This is a genomic window from Halorussus pelagicus (assembly GCF_004087835.1).
GTDB lineage: Archaea > Halobacteriota > Halobacteria > Halobacteriales > Haladaptataceae > Halorussus > Halorussus pelagicus.
The window spans coordinates 2,318,817-2,333,062 of sequence record NZ_CP035119.1; the positions used below are offsets into that span (position 1 = coordinate 2,318,817).

Genomic DNA, 14,246 nt, shown 5'->3' on the forward strand with positions numbered 1-14,246 from the left:
GGTCTCTCCTTCGACGATTCTTTTTAGACTTCCGACGAAGCGACCGCCGGGGATTTATGTTCGTCGTGGTGAAACCGGTAGGTATGGCCGACGTTTTGGAGAACAAGCGGGCCGCGACGCGATTTCGCATCCTCGCGGAGATTGCGGAGCGCCAACCCGCGGTGAGTCAGGGCGAAATCGCGGACGCTGTCGGGGTGACGAGTCAGGCCGTCAGCGAGTACATCCGTGCGCTGGTCGAGGACGAACTGGTCGAGAAGGAAGGTCGCTCGCGCTACAGCGTCACCAAGGAGGGCGTCGATTGGCTCCTCCAAGAGGCGACCGACGTGCGCCGGTACGCCGACCACGTCACCGACGACATCCTCGGAAGCGTACAGGAGGAAGCCGCCATCGCCACCGACGACGTGTCGGAGGGCGAGGCAGTCACGCTCTCGCTCCGGGGCGGATTGCTCCACGCGACGCCCGGCGAGGAGGGTCCGGCGACCGGCGTTGCCACCACCGACGCCGAGGCAGGCGCGGACGTGGGCGTGACCGGGTTCGAGGGAATCATCGAGTTCGACCCCGGTACGGTCACGGTGTATCAAGTGTCACCGGTCCGGTCGGGTGGTGCGTCCGCCACCGACGCCCGGACACTCGCCGAGGCCTGCGAGTCAGCCGACCTCGTGGCCGCGACGGGCGTCGAGGCCGTGGTCGCGCTCCGGCGCGCCGACGTGGACCACGCGACTACGTTCGCCGCTGGCGAGGTGGCCGCCGAGGCCGCGGGCCGCGGACTCGATGTGGTCGTCGTCGCCACCGCCGACATCGTCGGCCGAGTCACCGACGCGCTCCGGGACGGGAACGTCACCTACGAGGTCTCGGAACTGGGTTCGTAGCCTCTCGACTCTCCTCGTTTGACTGTTCGCTCTCCGACTGCTCTCTGCTCGGCTCCTAACTCACTCGATTCTTCGCCGCGGTGTAGGCCTCACGGACCTGCTGGAACTCCTCGCGGTCGCCGCCGTGGTCGGGGTGGACCTCCTTGACCTTCCGCCGGTAGGCGCGCTTGACCTCCGAGAGCGACGCTCCGGGGGACACGCCCAGAATTGCGAAGGCGGCCTCAGTGGGATCAACGCGCTCGTCCTCTTCTTCGGAGATATCGGGCGTCTCGAAGGGCAGGCGGTCGCCCAAATGCATGCCGGGCATCTCGTGTTCGACGAGGACGGCGTAGGTCGGCGACCGTTGGATGCGGAAGTAGGCCCGCGCGTCGAAGGTGATGGCCACATCGCGCTCGGGGAGGTAGAACGCGACGTGTTGGCCCGCCACGAAATGCTCCTCGGCGAACTCCTCGCCGATAGTCGAGAGGTACTGGCGAATCTCGATGCGTCGTCTGCCCTCACCCGTGGTGTAAGTCGCGTTCGGGGATTGATTCGGGTAGAGACGCGACCCCGCCACGAAGATGGCACCGATGAGGACCCCGATGCCCACCGACAACCAGAGGCCGACGACCAACCATTCGGGCAACACGGGAGGGCGTACGGGGCGTAGAATAAAGAATCTCTCGCCGACCGCCCCAATTGTTTCCCACCAAAACAATGGTAACATTAATGTCCGCTCGCTTAGATGGACCGAACGGTATGTCAGGGCGCTATCTATATTTGGGCCAATGACAGTACAGGACCAGAACCCCGACCGCGAGGACGAACTCGACCCCGGCGAGATACACAACGTCCTGCGAAACGACCGACGGCGACGGGCGATACAGCACCTCAGAGACTCCGAGGGAGCGATTGGCGTCGATGCGCTCGCCGAACACATCGCCTCGGTCGAAACCGGCGAGTCGCCTCCACCCCGCGACGTACGCAAGAGCGTCTACGTCTCGCTCCACCAGACCCATCTCCCGAAACTCGACGACCTCGAAATCATCGACTACGACCAGCGCGACCAGCGACTCGAACTCCGCGAGCGGGCCGAGGAGGTCGAGGTGTACATGGAGGTCGTCTCCGAGGACGACATCTCGTGGTCTACCTACTACCTCGGCGTGAGCGCGTTGGGACTCGTCACGCTTCTGGCGGTCCGACTGGACCTGCTGTTCGTCTCGTCACTCGGTGTCGGCTTCTGGTCATGGTATTTCCTTGCTCTCTTTGGACTGTCGGCGACCTATCACTGGTACACCGAGCGAAGTCGCCGAGTCTTGGAGTAGTCGGTTCCCCCAGTGTACGAGAGGCCATCGGTCGAAGCTCCTTCACGAAGCGATTGACAAGACCGTATAGATAGTATTTTGAATAAATAATATAAATAAATATTATATATTTTCTCGGCCAAACAATTTATACACACTCGCTATAACAATAATAATGCAATGAAAAAGAAAAATAAAAATATGTTGTATAATAGCATGAGTAAAAGAAGCCTATTGAAACAAATGGGCTTAGCTGGTGCCGGGATATCCGCTTTTCCGGCACTGAGCGGTAATGCGGCCGCCGCCTCCGACTTCGACATCGACATAGAGAGTGTTTGGGACTCCATTGTGGACCTCGCCCTTGATCAGATTTCCGTCAATCCCTTCTCTACGTCCGATGTCGCCGAGCCTCAAGAGCGAAAGCGGAAAGTCAAACAGCAACTCGAAACGCAGATGCGCTCGGACTTCAACGGGACTACCAACAGCGACGGTCCCTCGACGCAGGTGACGCCCACCGACATTCCGTTCGACATCTGCTACTGGACCGACTTCGGTGCAGACGGGTCGAAAATTTGTGTGGACTCGGCGACGCCGAGTTATGGGTCGCCCGACTGCGATACCATGGCACTCCCGAACCTTCACTACATGTCGTTCGCTCTCACGTCGTTCGACCTCAAATGGGACCGCGACTGGTCGGCTAGTTGGAGTGCGAACGTCTGGGTCGGGTCTGACCCGCAGGACGGGTGCCTCTATACTGGCATGGAAGCTGTTGATGGCACTCAACTGAACCAGTGTGCGAAAGTCATCTGTCCAGACGACATCATCGAGGCAGGCGCGTCGGTCGCAACCATTGCCCAAAGTGCGTTCGAGACCGCACTATCTGCCATTGAGGAGTGGGCCGACAAACAGGGCCTCTGGGACTGGCTTCTGTATGTCGCGGCCGCGCTCATCGCAATCGCTATCATCATTGCGATCAGTACCGGTACAATCACGTTCTCGCTCCCGGCCGCCGCTGCACTCGGAGTCATTTAATACACTTCGTCCCCGATTTTATTCATGGTCATCGCATCGTACCTCCTCGCCTCGATAGTCGCTTGTGCGCTCGGATACGCGGTCGGCCAAATTGGTAGTCGCACGCTCACTACGGACGACAACACGGAAGTCGTGTCCCGACTCCGAAGGCTTGTCGCCGTCTGGGGTGGCACGGTTACGGTCGCGGCCATCGGAACAGCGGTTATCACAAACGTGCCGAACGCCGTCCGCACGGCACTTGCACCGACACTGCCCGATATATTCGGTACGATACTCGGCTGGTCGCTAGTCCTCCCGACCGCCGTACTCGCCACGGTCAGCACATACTATGCCGTGTTTCCCTCGATGACCCCGACAGCTGAGTCCGCTCCCGACCGAATGACCGCCACCCTCGCCGCGGCCCGGACACTTGGGGTTCACGGTCTTATGTTGGGCCTTCCGGTCGCGCTCGCCGCGACGGTCGCCAACGCCCGGTTCGGCCTCGGCATTGTCGGCGTCGCAGTCGCCGCCCTGCCCCTCGGCTCGTATCTCGCGGGACCGATACTGGTTTCGCTGTCGGTTTCTGCGCGCATGCCGTCCGACGACGAACGGCGGCGACTCGCCGAAGCCACGGAGGCGACGCCGCTCGCTGACGTACCGTGGCGGGTCGTCGAAGGTGCGTTCGGTTCGGACACCGAAATGGCGGTCGTCGGTCCCGTGGGCTTGCGGCGACTGTACGTCTCCGAACGGTTCTTCGACCAGTCGGAGGTCGCGTTCGAGTCCATGCTCGCCATTCACGGCGAGCGAGAGCGACTCTCCTACCGTGGAGTCGCCGCTCTGGTCCTCTCGCTCAAGGTGTTGGTCGGCGTCGCTCTCCTTGGACTCCTGCTCAAACTCGTCCCAGTCCGGCCGACGCCTCTGACTGTCGCCGTCGCCTTGCCCGCGGGCATCGTCACCGTTGTCGCCCTCGATTGGCTGTGCTGGCGGCTCGGATATCGCGCCGACAGGCGAGCGGCAAGTCGAGTCGGGGCCGAGCGACTGAGTGATTCGCTTCAGGAACTCGCTGCACAGGCTGGAATTGAGGAGAACCCGAATCGAATCGTCCAGCACCTCCGGTCTCGCCCGTCGCTCTCCCGACGACTCTCGAAGGTCCGAGACGAGCGCTGACTACTCTCGCTCGTCTCTCCGAAGGAGTTCCGTTCGCTTCTCTATGGGAGGGTGCGTGGCGAACAGCGCGTCGCCGGTGGCGACGAACCAATCGCGGACTCGTACAGTTGGCGGTCGGCGCTGGTTTTCCCAGATGGTGAACGCGTCTCGAGACGATTGGGGCGGTTCCACGATAGAGAAAACGCCAACGGCCCGTGCCCGGCGGATGTCCGCCACCGGAGCGTCGATGGACTCGGGATCAAGCGTCTCGAGAGCGTCGGCGAGCGTGGCTGGCGACCCGACGAGTTGCGCCGCCGCTCTGTCCGCGGCGAGTTCGCGCTGTCGGGTGAAAACCGCGAGCATCGACTTTCCGATCAGACAGACACAACCCGCGAGTAGGAAGACAGCGATGCCGAACAGGTTGGTGTAGAGACCGCCAGGGACGCCCTCGCTCTCATTAGTGGCGTTCATGCGGTCCATCACTGATTGCCCGAACACGGCCGGAACCGCGACCAGTGTGACGACCAGCGCATCCCGGTTAGCGAGGTGGGCGAGTTCATGAGCGAGGACCGCTGCCAACTGATCGCGGTCCAGTCGGTCCAGCAGTCCGGACGAGACGACGAGCGTGGTCCCGCTGCGCGTCAGTCCCGAGACGGAGGCGTGTGGAACTGACGTCTCGGCGAGTTCCACAGCGGGCATTGGAACGTCGAGTTGGAGAGCAAGGCGTTCGACGAGTGACTCGATCTCGTCGCCCGCGTACGCAGTCCCGGTTATTGGGCGTGAGTCGAACCGGTCGTGGACGGCGTTCGTCCCGGTGGAGGCGGTCACGACGACGATACCAACCGCGAGGACGGTCCCGAGTATCGTGCCGACGGACGCTCCAGTCTCGGGTGACACGAGCAAGGCTGGCCCGACTATCGCACCGATTTGCGCGGTCGAAATCACGATACCGCCGATGAGCGCGAGCGTGCAACTGACCACCGCAAGCAAGGCGACCCCAAGGCGAGACGCGAGTCTAATGCTTGTCATCGTTCTGGGAGGGCTCTGCGGAGGGCTTCGTTCAGCCGATGTACCGCAGGTTTTCGTCGGTCGCCATTCCGGACTGCTGGCTCTCCATCTCTTGAATCTTGTTCGCCACGTCCTCCATGTCGTCGGCGCGCTCCTCCAGCGAGTCGAACTCGACCTCGAAGTCCAACACGTCCTCCAACACTTCGAGGACCGCGCGGGCGCTCTTGGGGTCAACGAGGTAACCGCTGGTCTCGCCCATCAGACACGTCGCTCGGAAGCCCTGCCGCTCGCCGAGTCCGAGCAGGAGTCCGCTCGTGCCGACGATGCCGCCCGCGGGTTCGTCCTCGCGGAACTCGACGCCAGCGTCTTCGAGTTCCGTCACGAACTCCTCGTCGGTGGCCGCGCCCAGCACGTCGTACTCGTCCATCAGTTCGCCTGTGGGGACGCCGCCGAGCGCGTACACCGTCTCGACGCCGAACTCCTCAGCGATACCAAGGAAGGCGTCGGTCAGGCGATAGTGGCCGGTGTTATCACTGGCCTGATGGTCGCCGGTCAGCACCAGCAGGTCGCGGTCGTCGAGTTCGACGGCGTAAACCTCCACGCAGGCCAGTTCGGTCGTCCCGTCGTCTTCGACGCTGACTTGCGGCGGGAAGTGTTCGGAGTAGACTCGCCGCACCAACTCGCTGTCTTTCTCTTCGAGGAGGTGTTCGGCCGCCAGCTTTCCGACGTGGCCGACGCCCGGCAGGCCCTCGACCAGAACCGGGTCCTGCAGGTCGGGGTCCGCAACTGCCTCGATATCGAGTTCGTCCATGTGGCTTACTCGCGGGCGCGCTGCTTAAGTGCCCGTCGGTACTCGCCGTAGGGGTCCTCGGGGTTGAACGGCGCGGGTGCGCTGTTGACGGCGTCTGCTCCGCAGTCGGGACACGTCGAAGAAAGGGTGTATACCGGACGCGGGTGTTCGTCGCGCCACGCCGAACAGACGAGGATGTCGGATTTCATCCGTCTACTGCTCTTCTTCGGTCTGGCGCTCGCGGTGGAACGCCCCGGTGCCGCCGACCGACTCGATGGCCTCTTCCGCGCGGGCCGCGCTCTCTTTGAGTTGGTCTTCGGCGGTCTTGTAGTTGGGTGCTTGCACCCGGATGCGGTACTCGGGCGCGCCGACGTAGGTGACTTCGAGGTCGATTTCGTCGGGGATGTCGCCGTTCCCCTCGGCGGCCTGTAGGGCCTCCTTGATGTCGTCTACGCCGCCGCTTGACGCGCTTTCGAGGTCCACGTAGCCCGTGACCGTGACGTAGGGCACCGAGACGTTCTCGCGGGCGGTATCCACGATGGCGTCAAGTTCGTCGTCGGTGAGGTCGGTGTCGTCCAGGGCCTCGGGACCGTGAATCGCGGCCTGCTCGAATCCGCCGTAGAGACCGCCGAACTCCGCAAGGAGTTCGTTGGCGACGTGGGCGTATTTGTCGTCGTCCATGTCCTCGCCGAAGGCCAGTTCCATCCAGTTGTCGGCCTTCTGCTCGTTTTTCCACTCCTGAATCTTCTCGGAGTGCTGATGGTCGTTAACGTCCTTCAGCGAGAGGTCGATCTGCTGTGCGTCCTCGTCCACGTCAAGTACCTTGCAGACGACCGTCTGGCCCTCGTTGACGTGGTCGCGGATGTTCTTTATCCACCCGCTTGCGACTTCGCTGACGTGGATGAGTCCGCGCTTGTCCTCGTACTCCGAGAGGTCCACGAAGACGCCGAAGTCTTCGATTTCGTCTATCTTGCCGACGACGAGTTCGCCGGTGTCGGGCCAGCCGCTATATTTCATCGGGCTTCCACTGTATCAGTTACTTCGCCTTCGAATTCGGCGTCGCCGCCGGTCGGCCGGGCGAGGGTCGCGCCGCAGACGGCGCAGGCGACCTCGGTCGCGGCCTTGCCGAAGACGGTCTGTTCGTTGTCACAGTCCGGACACTGAACGGTGTAAAAGTTTCCTGCCATGATTAGTCCTCTAGCTCCAGTCGGCCAGCGCGCCATCCCTCGCGGAGGTGGGCCTTGCCACACTCGCTGCAGAGGTACTTGAGGTCGGTCTTCTTCGTCGGCTTGTCGCCACCGGGGACCTTGGAGAACCGACCGCGGTTACCGATACCCTTCGAGCCCTCGCGCTGCTTGCGCTGGTCCCACTTCATGCCGGTCGAACGACCGGTTCGGACCTTCTGGACTTCGTGTTCTTCGTGGGCTTTACAATGCGGGCAGTACGTGTTGAACCGTCGTGGCATCTGCATAGATATCTACCTTGTCGGGTGTAAGGCCACCGGGCTTAAAACCCGTTTGGTTCACGACGAATCCCCGACGGCGGGGACCGCAGTTGGGAGTTCTCCTTTCGAGTTGTTGGTCTCCGTGGTGGCCGCCGTCCCGACCGATACAGGGTCGTTTCCGTGACGGACTTTCACTTTTACTCCGCGTGGCACGATTTTAAGTCATCTCCGTGAAAACAATTCGGTAACGACTGTCGTATGTGAATATGTGGCGGTAACGACGACCGCGTTCACGGCGGCAGTCGTCGGAGGATACGATGTTAGGCTCTCACTCGAATCGGCTCGAACGATACGGAATGGACGGGCGGGGGGAAGCGACGCCGCAGGAGCGCGGGTGCTGGATTCGGAAGACCTCGTTTTACGAATCCGCTGGCGGGACCGTACCGGGGCCAGACCGACTCGCGGCGTCCGAGTCCGCATAATGGTCCAGCATCGTTTCGAGTGCGTCCACTGTGGGTATCGAATCCGCGGGACCGGCGAGGACTGTGACGCCGCTCGGCAGGCCGCCCGCGTGCAGGGCGCGTCCCACATCAACGAGGCCCACAGAGACCGACTCGCTCGGGTCTCCGACTGCCCCGACGAACTCGCGGCCGACGACCTGCTGGCCGACGAGGCGGCTTACGGGTCGCTTCGCGGATGGCTCGGACCCGCGGACGAACTCCTCGTCTGTGACGACTGTGGCTACTACTTCGGACACGAACGCGACGAGGAGGACCGCGAACCGGTCGGCGAACACGGATTGGTCTGTGAGACCTGTTACGACCGGCGCGTCCGGAATCACGACGACTCGGTCACCGACGCAATCGACGACTTCCTGCGATAACGCGCGTGCCGGTCGTCGGCCTGCGAGCGCCAGCTTACCGACGACAAGATGATTCAATCATTTGTTTCTTTGCAAAAAATATTAAGTAAGCTCCGATAAGCTATAATTTTGATGATAGTCAGAAGACGCAATTTACTCAAGCAGAGCGCGGTAGCTACCACCGGAGTCGCCGCCCTCGTCGGGTCGTCCGGTTCCACGGCGGCCTACGACGTGCCCCTTGTCTCGACGCGCGACCACTTCACTGACGACGGATCGTTGGTCTCGGGCGAGACGCAACTCAGCTACGATACGAACGGTCTCGTCCCCGGCGTCGATACCGGTTGTGCTGGCGACCTGACGGTGTTCATCCACGGCTGGGACAAGAAGAGTAGCGAATCGGACACCGAGCAGGCGGCCCGCGAGAAGGCCCGCCTCGCGCGCGACGAACTCACCGGGTCCGGGTACGGCGGCACGGTCGTCGGCTACACATGGGACAACGACGTTGGCGGCGGCATCGACTACGGATGGGGCGAGGCCCAAGATGTCGCACAGAAAAACGGCGCGAAACTGTCCCAGTTCCTCGTGGACCTCAAGCACCAGTGCCCGAATTCGACCGTTCGACTCGCCAGTCACTCGCTGGGCGCGCAGGTCCTGTTGAGTTCGCTTCGGTCGCTGAACGGGTCGTGGTTCACGGACAACGGGCACCGAGTGTACTCGACGCATCTCCTCGGGGCCGCACAGGACAACGAAGCGCCCACGAAGGAGTCTATCGACACGTACAACGCCATCAGCAACGTCGTCACGGCCGCGTTCAACTACCACAGCCACGAAGACGACGTGCTCCAGTGGGTCTACAACACCATCGAGTTCGATCAAGCGCTCGGCGAGACTGGCTACGAGGAGGGCAACACGCCCGCGCCCAACTACACCGAGTCCGACAGCACGTCGCAGGTCGGCACCGACCACTCAGGCTACCTGACGAATCTCTCGGACGAGGTGGTCCATCACATGGCCCACGTCGGTTCGTACGTCTGACGACGAGACGCGCGTCCGAGACCGGTCCCGAAGCGCTTAAACACGCTCCTTCCGAATCGCCGGGCATGAAGCGACTCATCATCCACGGGGACCCCGGCATCCGGAAGAACGCCGTCATCAACTACGACGGCAGCGAAGTCGTCTGTTTCGGCATCAGTCGGCAGGGCGACTGGCACGGCCCGGACGAACCGCAGTTGTGGTGCGTCATCGGCACCGAGGACGAGCGCGAGGACTTCGAGAAGCGCAACTACGTGCCCCACTGGCTCGACACCGAGTCCGTGGACGCCGACGCCATCGATATCATCAAACGCGCCGACGAAGTCGCTGTCTCGTAATCTCGCAACTCCGCCGTCGCTCCCCGCGTCGTTTTTCGAGTCCGCCGAATCCTTTCTTTGACTCCATCGAGCACCTCGACGCTCGCTCAGTCGTTCGCGGGCGCGGTGACGTGTTCGGGCGCGGGTTCCGTGCCGAACAGCACCGTGAACGTGGCCGCCGAGACGATGATGAATCCTGCCGCAGTCCAGAACGCGACGAGGACCGAGGTGGCGTCCCAGATGGCTCCGACCAGCACCGGGCCGCCGACCTGTCCGACCTTCCACGCGATAGACCGGAGCGAGAGGCTCGACCCCACCGCGTCGAAATACTCGCCTTCCTCGACGAACAGCGACATGCTGGCGGGGAGTCGAATGCTGTCGCCGATGCCGAGGACGCCGTAGGCCGCGAACAGGACGAAGAACGCCCCCGGAAGCGCCATCTGCTCGCCGAACGCCGCGAGCGTCACGCTCGGAACGCGCCCCTCCGCGAACCCAGCGAGGGGGATGAGCGCCACACCGACCGCGTAGACCAGCGCGCCCGCGAGGACGAACCGGTACTTCCGGCCGAACCGGTCGGTCAGGTCGCCGACCCACCCCTGCGTGAGTCCCTTCGTGAGTTTCCCTCCGGCCATGATGCCGCCGATGAGAAACGCGTTGATGCCGAACCCGGTCCGAGCGTAGATGGGCAGGAAGGTGATGACCGCCATCTTGCCGACGCTGAACGACCCGCGGAAGAAGACGAGCGCCTGAATCGCCCGGCGGCCGAGCAGGTCCTTGATGGTCTCCATTCCGCTGGCCTCCTCGGGGTCGGCGCTCCCGCCGGGGTTGTCCCGGAGGAAGAGGTAGACCGAGACGAACGCGCCGATGGTGAACAGGCTCAACACGGCGTAGGTCATCTCGAAGCCGTAAACGAACAGCAACAGTCCGCCGAACACGTCGCCGAACAGGCTCGAAAACGCCCCGACCTGATTGTACGACCCTATCCACAGGCCGCGGGACTCGTCGGGACTAATCTCGCCGACCACGGTGGTGCCAGTTAGCCAGAGGATGCTCGCGCCCAGCCCCTGCACCGCGCGGAGCAGAATGACGTGTTCGACGCCGGAGACGAACGTGAAGCCGACGAACACCGCGACGTTGAGCAGGAGACCGACCAGCAGGAACTTCTTGGCGTCCTTGAGGTCGATGTACCGCCCGAGCGGGAGGACGATTAGCAACTGGACCGCCGCGAACGCGGTGCCGAACAGTCCCTCGACCGTGCCCGACGTATTGAACATGTCGGCGTACAGCGCCAGCGCGATGAGAATCGTGGAGTAGGCCTGACTCCGGGCGAACGCGGTGCTGGCGAGCGCGACGAACTCGCGGTTTCCGAAGAGGCGGAGCGTGCCGCCGCTTGACTCGGACACTGTTACGAACCGAAATAGCAGATGGGTCGATAATAAATCCACGGCTCCCGGAAACTGTCGCACTGAGACGGCTTCGCATGGAGAACGAGTACAGCAGAAAACGTGGCGCTGAGGACTTTAGTCTCCTGTCGAGATGGTAGCGGTGTCCCCGACGAGGGCAAGCGTTGCTCGCGCTTGCGTCGGTCTCGTCCCGCGGTTCGGAACCCGGACCAACAGCAGGTGGAGCGGCGCGTTGTTGAGTCCGCTCTCGGACTCGTACTCGCTGAGTCGGAGTCGCAGAGTTTCGGTCCCGACGCCCTCGACTGACTCGACTACGAGTCGATTCTTCCCGGCCGAGACGCGGGCCGACACCGCGACGACGCTGTTTTCCTCGAAATCCGTCTCCGAGAGGAACGACCGACTCCGGTCCGACAGTCCCGACTCGCGTAGCCGACTTCGCCAGTCGCCGTCGGTCAGCAAGGCGACCCGCGGCGGTTCACCCGACGAAAACGGATTTTTCGGGAGGTTCCACTGTCCGACAGCGGCGTATGGCGTCTCGTTCACTGCCGGTGTCGTGACCGTCGTAGACGAGTCTTCCGTCGTCGGTGGTTCGTCCGTCGTTCGCTTCTCGGTCGTCTCGCTCGGGGTGTCGGTCTGCGACGAGCCGAGACACCCGGTGAGGCCGGTGAAGGCGGTGAGTGTACCGACGACGACGGTTCGGCGTTTCATCTTTAAAGCCTCCAGCAAGTTACGTGAGGTCGGGGACGTGAAGTACGTTGCCGGAGTTGGAGGATTCGCTCGGGCACACGGTGTGGTTGTTCATGCCGTGATACTTAGACCTCTGGATGGCGTAGTTGATCGGAACTGGACGGACCGTCCCCTACCGAACTGACGGGACGCAGTCAACAAAAAATCCGGAAGTCGGACGAACTGTCTCGACGGGACCGAGCGTCGGGCGCGACTCTCAGTCGTCGAGGTCTTCGACGGCGTCGGCGATGCGCTGAAGCTGTCGCGTTGCGTCGCGGACCTCGTCGCGGAGCTGTCGGACCTCGCGGACGAGTTCCTCGTCGCCGACGGACTCGCCCTCGCCGGGTCGGCCGCCGGGACCAGCGCCACCGGGACCTGCGCCGCCGGGTCCACCGGGACCGCCGCCCATCATGCCGCTCATCATCTGTGCGAACGGGTTGCCGCCGCCACCGGGACCGCCGCCCATGCCGCCGGGACCGCCGCCCATCATCTCTTCCATCTTCTCGCGTCGCTCGTCGGCGTCGCCCTCTGCCTCGCCCTCTTCGGCGCGCTTCTCTCGAATCTCCTCGACGCGCTCTCGGAAGGACTTTTCCTCGCCCTCTCCGCCCTCGGACTCGTTAGGTGCGTTCTCGTTGGAATCGTCGTCTGCCATGACTCGGCGTTCGGGACCGACGTGGAAAAGCGTGGTGTCTCGGGAAGCGCCCGAGTTAGCGAACACCGCGGGCGTTCGTCTGGGGATTCTTCACACGTCCCGCCTCGTTCTTCTGAGTTGACATGAATCGGCAATTTGGGTCGTCGCGGCTCCGGTATCCGTCGTTTCCGCCCCGCGACCGACCTACCAGAACGGCCACAGGCGTCTGACGCAACGTTTACTTGTTCGCGTGCAATTGTCCCCGTATGACAAGCCTCGCGGAGGCCTACGAGGAGAACGTCGGCGAGGTCGGGAACGTCCGACTCCTCTACCTCGGGGTCGGTCTGTTCGCCGCCGGGGCGCTGCTCGTCGTACTCGGCATCCTCTTCGCCACGACGAGCCTTCACACCGTTTTCGGACTCGACCTGTTGGGTGCCCGCAAGGTCGCGGGCGTCCTCGCCGGACTCGGCGTCCCGGCTGTGTTCGTCGGCATCTTCAGCGTCCTGCCAGCCAGCGAGCGCGTCCGGGCCGCGGCCGCAATCGGTGCGGGCATCTCGATGCTCGGGGTCGCACTGTTCACCTACGCCTACCCGAAACACTGGGCGGGCTACAATCGACAGCTCACGCTCCCGGTCGTCGCCGTCTACTTCTTTGGCGCGCTCGTCACCTTCGGCTGTCTGTTCGTCGCCGTGGTCAACTTCAAGACGCGAAACGACCCCGGCGGCACCGTCACGCTCGAAGTCGCCCACGAGGGCGAGGTCCGGACCGTCGAGGTCCAGAAGGACGAACTGTCGGAGTTCGACGACATCGAGAATCTGAACGCGCTCCAGACCGAACTCGCGGACGCGGCCGCGGGCGACCCGGACAACGACCCCGAACCGATTCCGACCGACTCCGGGCGAGTCGCCGCCGACCCGGCCGACACCGGTCTCGGCGGCGTCGCATTCATGGGGAACATGCCGGACGGCGAGACCCCGACTCAGACGAACCACGCCGACCGGGACGCGTCGAACTTCGCTGCGTCCGGTCGCGGCGTGGCGACGAGCGACGGGGGCACCGCCAGCGACGATATCCAATCGCCGCTGGACGACGCCGACTCGCCGACCCAACCTCAACAGGGAACCACTGACGCCTACTGCGGCAACTGCCAGCACTTCCAGTACGTCCGGACCAACGAGGGGATGCAACCCCACTGCGGTTTCTACGGTCGCACGATGAGCGACATGGACGCCTGCGAGGAGTGGGAACCGAACAGCTAGACGCCTCGAAGCGTCTCTTTTACCGCGTCCCAGTGGCTTCCTTTCCAGAAGTGTTGCCCGCAGTCCGGACAGCGCAACGTTTCGGTCTCCGCGGGGTCAGGCGCGTACTCGGGCGTCGAGTCGGCTTGTGCGACGGCGACTAACTCGCCGTTACAGTTCGCACATCGCCTCGGGTCCGAGAGTTCGAGCGCGAACCCGGCGTCGGCCAGTTCCCCCAACTGGTCGGTCACGTCCTTCGACGTGAGGAGCAAGCCGCCCGCGCTCTCGGCCAGTTCGGCGTCGCGCGTCACGAGCAGGCGGTTCTCGTCGCGCGCAATTTCGAGTAGCTTCTCGTCGGTCTCCCGTCCCCTGTCGAGCGCGTAGGCCGCGTCGTAGCCGCACATCCGGAGATACGTCGTCAACTTGCCGAGCATGGCGTCGAGCAGAAGCGGCGTTTCCGAGGGTCCGCGGGGCGTTTCAGCCATC

The 14,246-nt window shown here is 63.3% G+C and carries 19 protein-coding genes; 8 read left to right on the forward strand and 11 right to left on the reverse strand.

Translation table 11 applies throughout. The features are described 5' to 3' along the window. Positions 1-83: 83 nt before the first annotated feature. On the forward strand, positions 84-869 hold the full coding sequence (locus EP007_RS11655; RefSeq protein ID WP_128477820.1) for a DUF7839 domain-containing protein: 786 nt from the start codon (positions 84-86) through the stop codon (positions 867-869). A gap of 55 nt (positions 870-924) precedes the next feature. On the opposite strand, the gene EP007_RS11660 is transcribed toward EP007_RS11655, so the two are convergent. Then, a complete protein-coding gene (locus EP007_RS11660; RefSeq protein WP_128477821.1) occupies positions 925-1,494 on the reverse strand; it encodes a J domain-containing protein in 570 nt (189 codons plus the stop codon). 142 nt (positions 1,495-1,636) lie between these two features. Here EP007_RS11660 and EP007_RS11665 point away from each other — a divergent pair, with 142 nt between their 5' ends. The 3 genes from EP007_RS11665 (at position 1,637) to EP007_RS11675 (ending at position 4,330) form a co-directional block, all read left to right on the forward strand. Then, complete coding sequence (locus EP007_RS11665; protein WP_128477822.1) at positions 1,637-2,173, forward strand: DUF7344 domain-containing protein; 537 nt, start codon at positions 1,637-1,639, stop codon at positions 2,171-2,173. Between the two features lie 159 nt (positions 2,174-2,332). Then, on the forward strand, positions 2,333-3,184 hold the full coding sequence (locus EP007_RS11670; protein WP_128477823.1) for a hypothetical protein: 852 nt from the start codon (positions 2,333-2,335) through the stop codon (positions 3,182-3,184). A 345-nt stretch (positions 3,185-3,529) separates the two neighbouring features. Beyond that, positions 3,530-4,330 carry a hypothetical protein gene (locus EP007_RS11675; protein ID WP_128477824.1) on the forward strand — a complete coding sequence of 267 codons (801 nt, stop codon included), beginning with the start codon at positions 3,530-3,532 and terminating at the stop codon, positions 4,328-4,330. Here the strand turns inward: EP007_RS11675 and EP007_RS11680 are convergent, their stop codons facing one another. The 6 genes from EP007_RS11680 to EP007_RS11705 are packed head-to-tail and all read right to left on the reverse strand — an operon-like array spanning position 4,331 to position 7,578. Then, positions 4,331-5,338, reverse strand: coding sequence for a M48 family metallopeptidase (locus EP007_RS11680; RefSeq protein ID WP_128477825.1), 1,008 nt, complete (start codon positions 5,336-5,338; stop codon positions 4,331-4,333). A 31-nt stretch (positions 5,339-5,369) separates the two neighbouring features. Further along, positions 5,370-6,128, reverse strand: a complete 759-nt coding sequence (locus EP007_RS11685; protein ID WP_128477826.1) for a proteasome assembly chaperone family protein — start codon at positions 6,126-6,128, stop codon at positions 5,370-5,372. Positions 6,129-6,133: 5 nt separating this feature from the next. Further along, positions 6,134-6,316 (reverse strand): RNA-protein complex protein Nop10, encoded by a 183-nt coding sequence (locus EP007_RS11690; RefSeq protein ID WP_128477827.1) that lies wholly within the window; start codon positions 6,314-6,316, stop codon positions 6,134-6,136. Positions 6,317-6,320: 4 nt separating this feature from the next. After that, positions 6,321-7,124, reverse strand: coding sequence for a translation initiation factor IF-2 subunit alpha (locus tag EP007_RS11695; protein ID WP_128477828.1), 804 nt, complete (start codon positions 7,122-7,124; stop codon positions 6,321-6,323). Beyond that, entirely contained in the window at positions 7,121-7,294 is a 174-nt protein-coding gene (locus EP007_RS11700) for a 30S ribosomal protein S27e (protein ID WP_128477829.1), read from the reverse strand. The genes EP007_RS11695 and EP007_RS11700 overlap by 4 nt, the downstream gene beginning before the upstream one ends. A 2-nt stretch (positions 7,295-7,296) precedes the next feature. Continuing rightward, the gene (locus tag EP007_RS11705) at positions 7,297-7,578 is read right to left on the reverse strand and encodes a 50S ribosomal protein L44e (RefSeq protein WP_128477830.1); all 282 of its coding nucleotides are present in this window, start codon (positions 7,576-7,578) and stop codon (positions 7,297-7,299) included. Positions 7,579-8,032: 454 nt separating this feature from the next. On the opposite strand from EP007_RS11705, the gene EP007_RS11710 reads away from it, so the two are divergent. The 3 genes from EP007_RS11710 (at position 8,033) to EP007_RS11720 (ending at position 9,783) form a co-directional block, all read left to right on the forward strand. Next, on the forward strand, positions 8,033-8,434 hold the full coding sequence (locus EP007_RS11710; RefSeq protein WP_128477831.1) for a hypothetical protein: 402 nt from the start codon (positions 8,033-8,035) through the stop codon (positions 8,432-8,434). Positions 8,435-8,548: 114 nt separating this feature from the next. Beyond that, entirely contained in the window at positions 8,549-9,448 is a 900-nt protein-coding gene (locus tag EP007_RS11715; protein ID WP_368408105.1) for a DUF726 domain-containing protein, read from the forward strand. Between the two features lie 65 nt (positions 9,449-9,513). Then, complete coding sequence (locus EP007_RS11720; RefSeq protein ID WP_128477833.1) at positions 9,514-9,783, forward strand: HAH_0734 family protein; 270 nt, start codon at positions 9,514-9,516, stop codon at positions 9,781-9,783. 86 nt (positions 9,784-9,869) lie between these two features. On the opposite strand, the gene EP007_RS11725 is transcribed toward EP007_RS11720, so the two are convergent. The 3 genes from EP007_RS11725 to EP007_RS11735 form a co-directional block, all read right to left on the reverse strand. Next, positions 9,870-11,165, reverse strand: coding sequence for an MFS transporter (locus EP007_RS11725; protein ID WP_128477834.1), 1,296 nt, complete (start codon positions 11,163-11,165; stop codon positions 9,870-9,872). Positions 11,166-11,282: 117 nt separating this feature from the next. Beyond that, the gene (locus EP007_RS11730) at positions 11,283-11,873 is read right to left on the reverse strand and encodes a hypothetical protein (RefSeq protein WP_128477835.1); all 591 of its coding nucleotides are present in this window, start codon (positions 11,871-11,873) and stop codon (positions 11,283-11,285) included. A gap of 235 nt (positions 11,874-12,108) precedes the next feature. Then, positions 12,109-12,543 carry a hypothetical protein gene (locus EP007_RS11735; RefSeq protein ID WP_128477836.1) on the reverse strand — a complete coding sequence of 145 codons (435 nt, stop codon included), beginning with the start codon at positions 12,541-12,543 and terminating at the stop codon, positions 12,109-12,111. Between the two features lie 245 nt (positions 12,544-12,788). On the opposite strand from EP007_RS11735, the gene EP007_RS11740 reads away from it, so the two are divergent. Then, positions 12,789-13,781: a DUF7139 domain-containing protein gene (locus tag EP007_RS11740; protein WP_128477837.1), complete on the forward strand. Its 993-nt coding sequence runs from the start codon at positions 12,789-12,791 to the stop codon at positions 13,779-13,781. Here EP007_RS11740 and EP007_RS11745 read toward each other — a convergent pair. Then, positions 13,778-14,245 carry a Mut7-C RNAse domain-containing protein gene (locus EP007_RS11745; protein WP_128477838.1) on the reverse strand — a complete coding sequence of 156 codons (468 nt, stop codon included), beginning with the start codon at positions 14,243-14,245 and terminating at the stop codon, positions 13,778-13,780. The genes EP007_RS11740 and EP007_RS11745 overlap by 4 nt on opposite strands. Position 14,246 lies beyond the last annotated feature (1 nt).

Bases quoted from the DNA above. Each gene is read 5' to 3' on its own strand.
- EP007_RS11710 (WP_128477831.1), top strand. From the start codon at position 8,033: ATGGTCCAGCATCGTTTCGAGTGCGTCCACTGTGGGTATCGAATCCGC.
- EP007_RS11705 (WP_128477830.1), bottom strand. From the start codon at position 7,578: ATGCAGATGCCACGACGGTTCAACACGTACTGCCCGCATTGTAAAGCC.
- EP007_RS11740 (WP_128477837.1), top strand. From the start codon at position 12,789: ATGACAAGCCTCGCGGAGGCCTACGAGGAGAACGTCGGCGAGGTCGGG.
- EP007_RS11730 (WP_128477835.1), bottom strand. From the start codon at position 11,873: ATGAAACGCCGAACCGTCGTCGTCGGTACACTCACCGCCTTCACCGGC.
- EP007_RS11680 (WP_128477825.1), bottom strand. From the start codon at position 5,338: ATGACAAGCATTAGACTCGCGTCTCGCCTTGGGGTCGCCTTGCTTGCG.
- EP007_RS11675 (WP_128477824.1), top strand. From the start codon at position 3,530: ATGACCCCGACAGCTGAGTCCGCTCCCGACCGAATGACCGCCACCCTC.
- EP007_RS11695 (WP_128477828.1), bottom strand. From the start codon at position 7,124: ATGAAATATAGCGGCTGGCCCGACACCGGCGAACTCGTCGTCGGCAAG.
- EP007_RS11670 (WP_128477823.1), top strand. From the start codon at position 2,333: ATGAAAAAGAAAAATAAAAATATGTTGTATAATAGCATGAGTAAAAGA.
- EP007_RS11690 (WP_128477827.1), bottom strand. From the start codon at position 6,316: ATGAAATCCGACATCCTCGTCTGTTCGGCGTGGCGCGACGAACACCCG.
- EP007_RS11745 (WP_128477838.1), bottom strand. From the start codon at position 14,245: ATGGCTGAAACGCCCCGCGGACCCTCGGAAACGCCGCTTCTGCTCGAC.
- EP007_RS11700 (WP_128477829.1), bottom strand. From the start codon at position 7,294: ATGGCAGGAAACTTTTACACCGTTCAGTGTCCGGACTGTGACAACGAA.
- EP007_RS11665 (WP_128477822.1), top strand. From the start codon at position 1,637: ATGACAGTACAGGACCAGAACCCCGACCGCGAGGACGAACTCGACCCC.
- EP007_RS11685 (WP_128477826.1), bottom strand. From the start codon at position 6,128: ATGGACGAACTCGATATCGAGGCAGTTGCGGACCCCGACCTGCAGGAC.
- EP007_RS11735 (WP_128477836.1), bottom strand. From the start codon at position 12,543: ATGGCAGACGACGATTCCAACGAGAACGCACCTAACGAGTCCGAGGGC.
- EP007_RS11655 (WP_128477820.1), top strand. From the start codon at position 84: ATGGCCGACGTTTTGGAGAACAAGCGGGCCGCGACGCGATTTCGCATC.
- EP007_RS11720 (WP_128477833.1), top strand. From the start codon at position 9,514: ATGAAGCGACTCATCATCCACGGGGACCCCGGCATCCGGAAGAACGCC.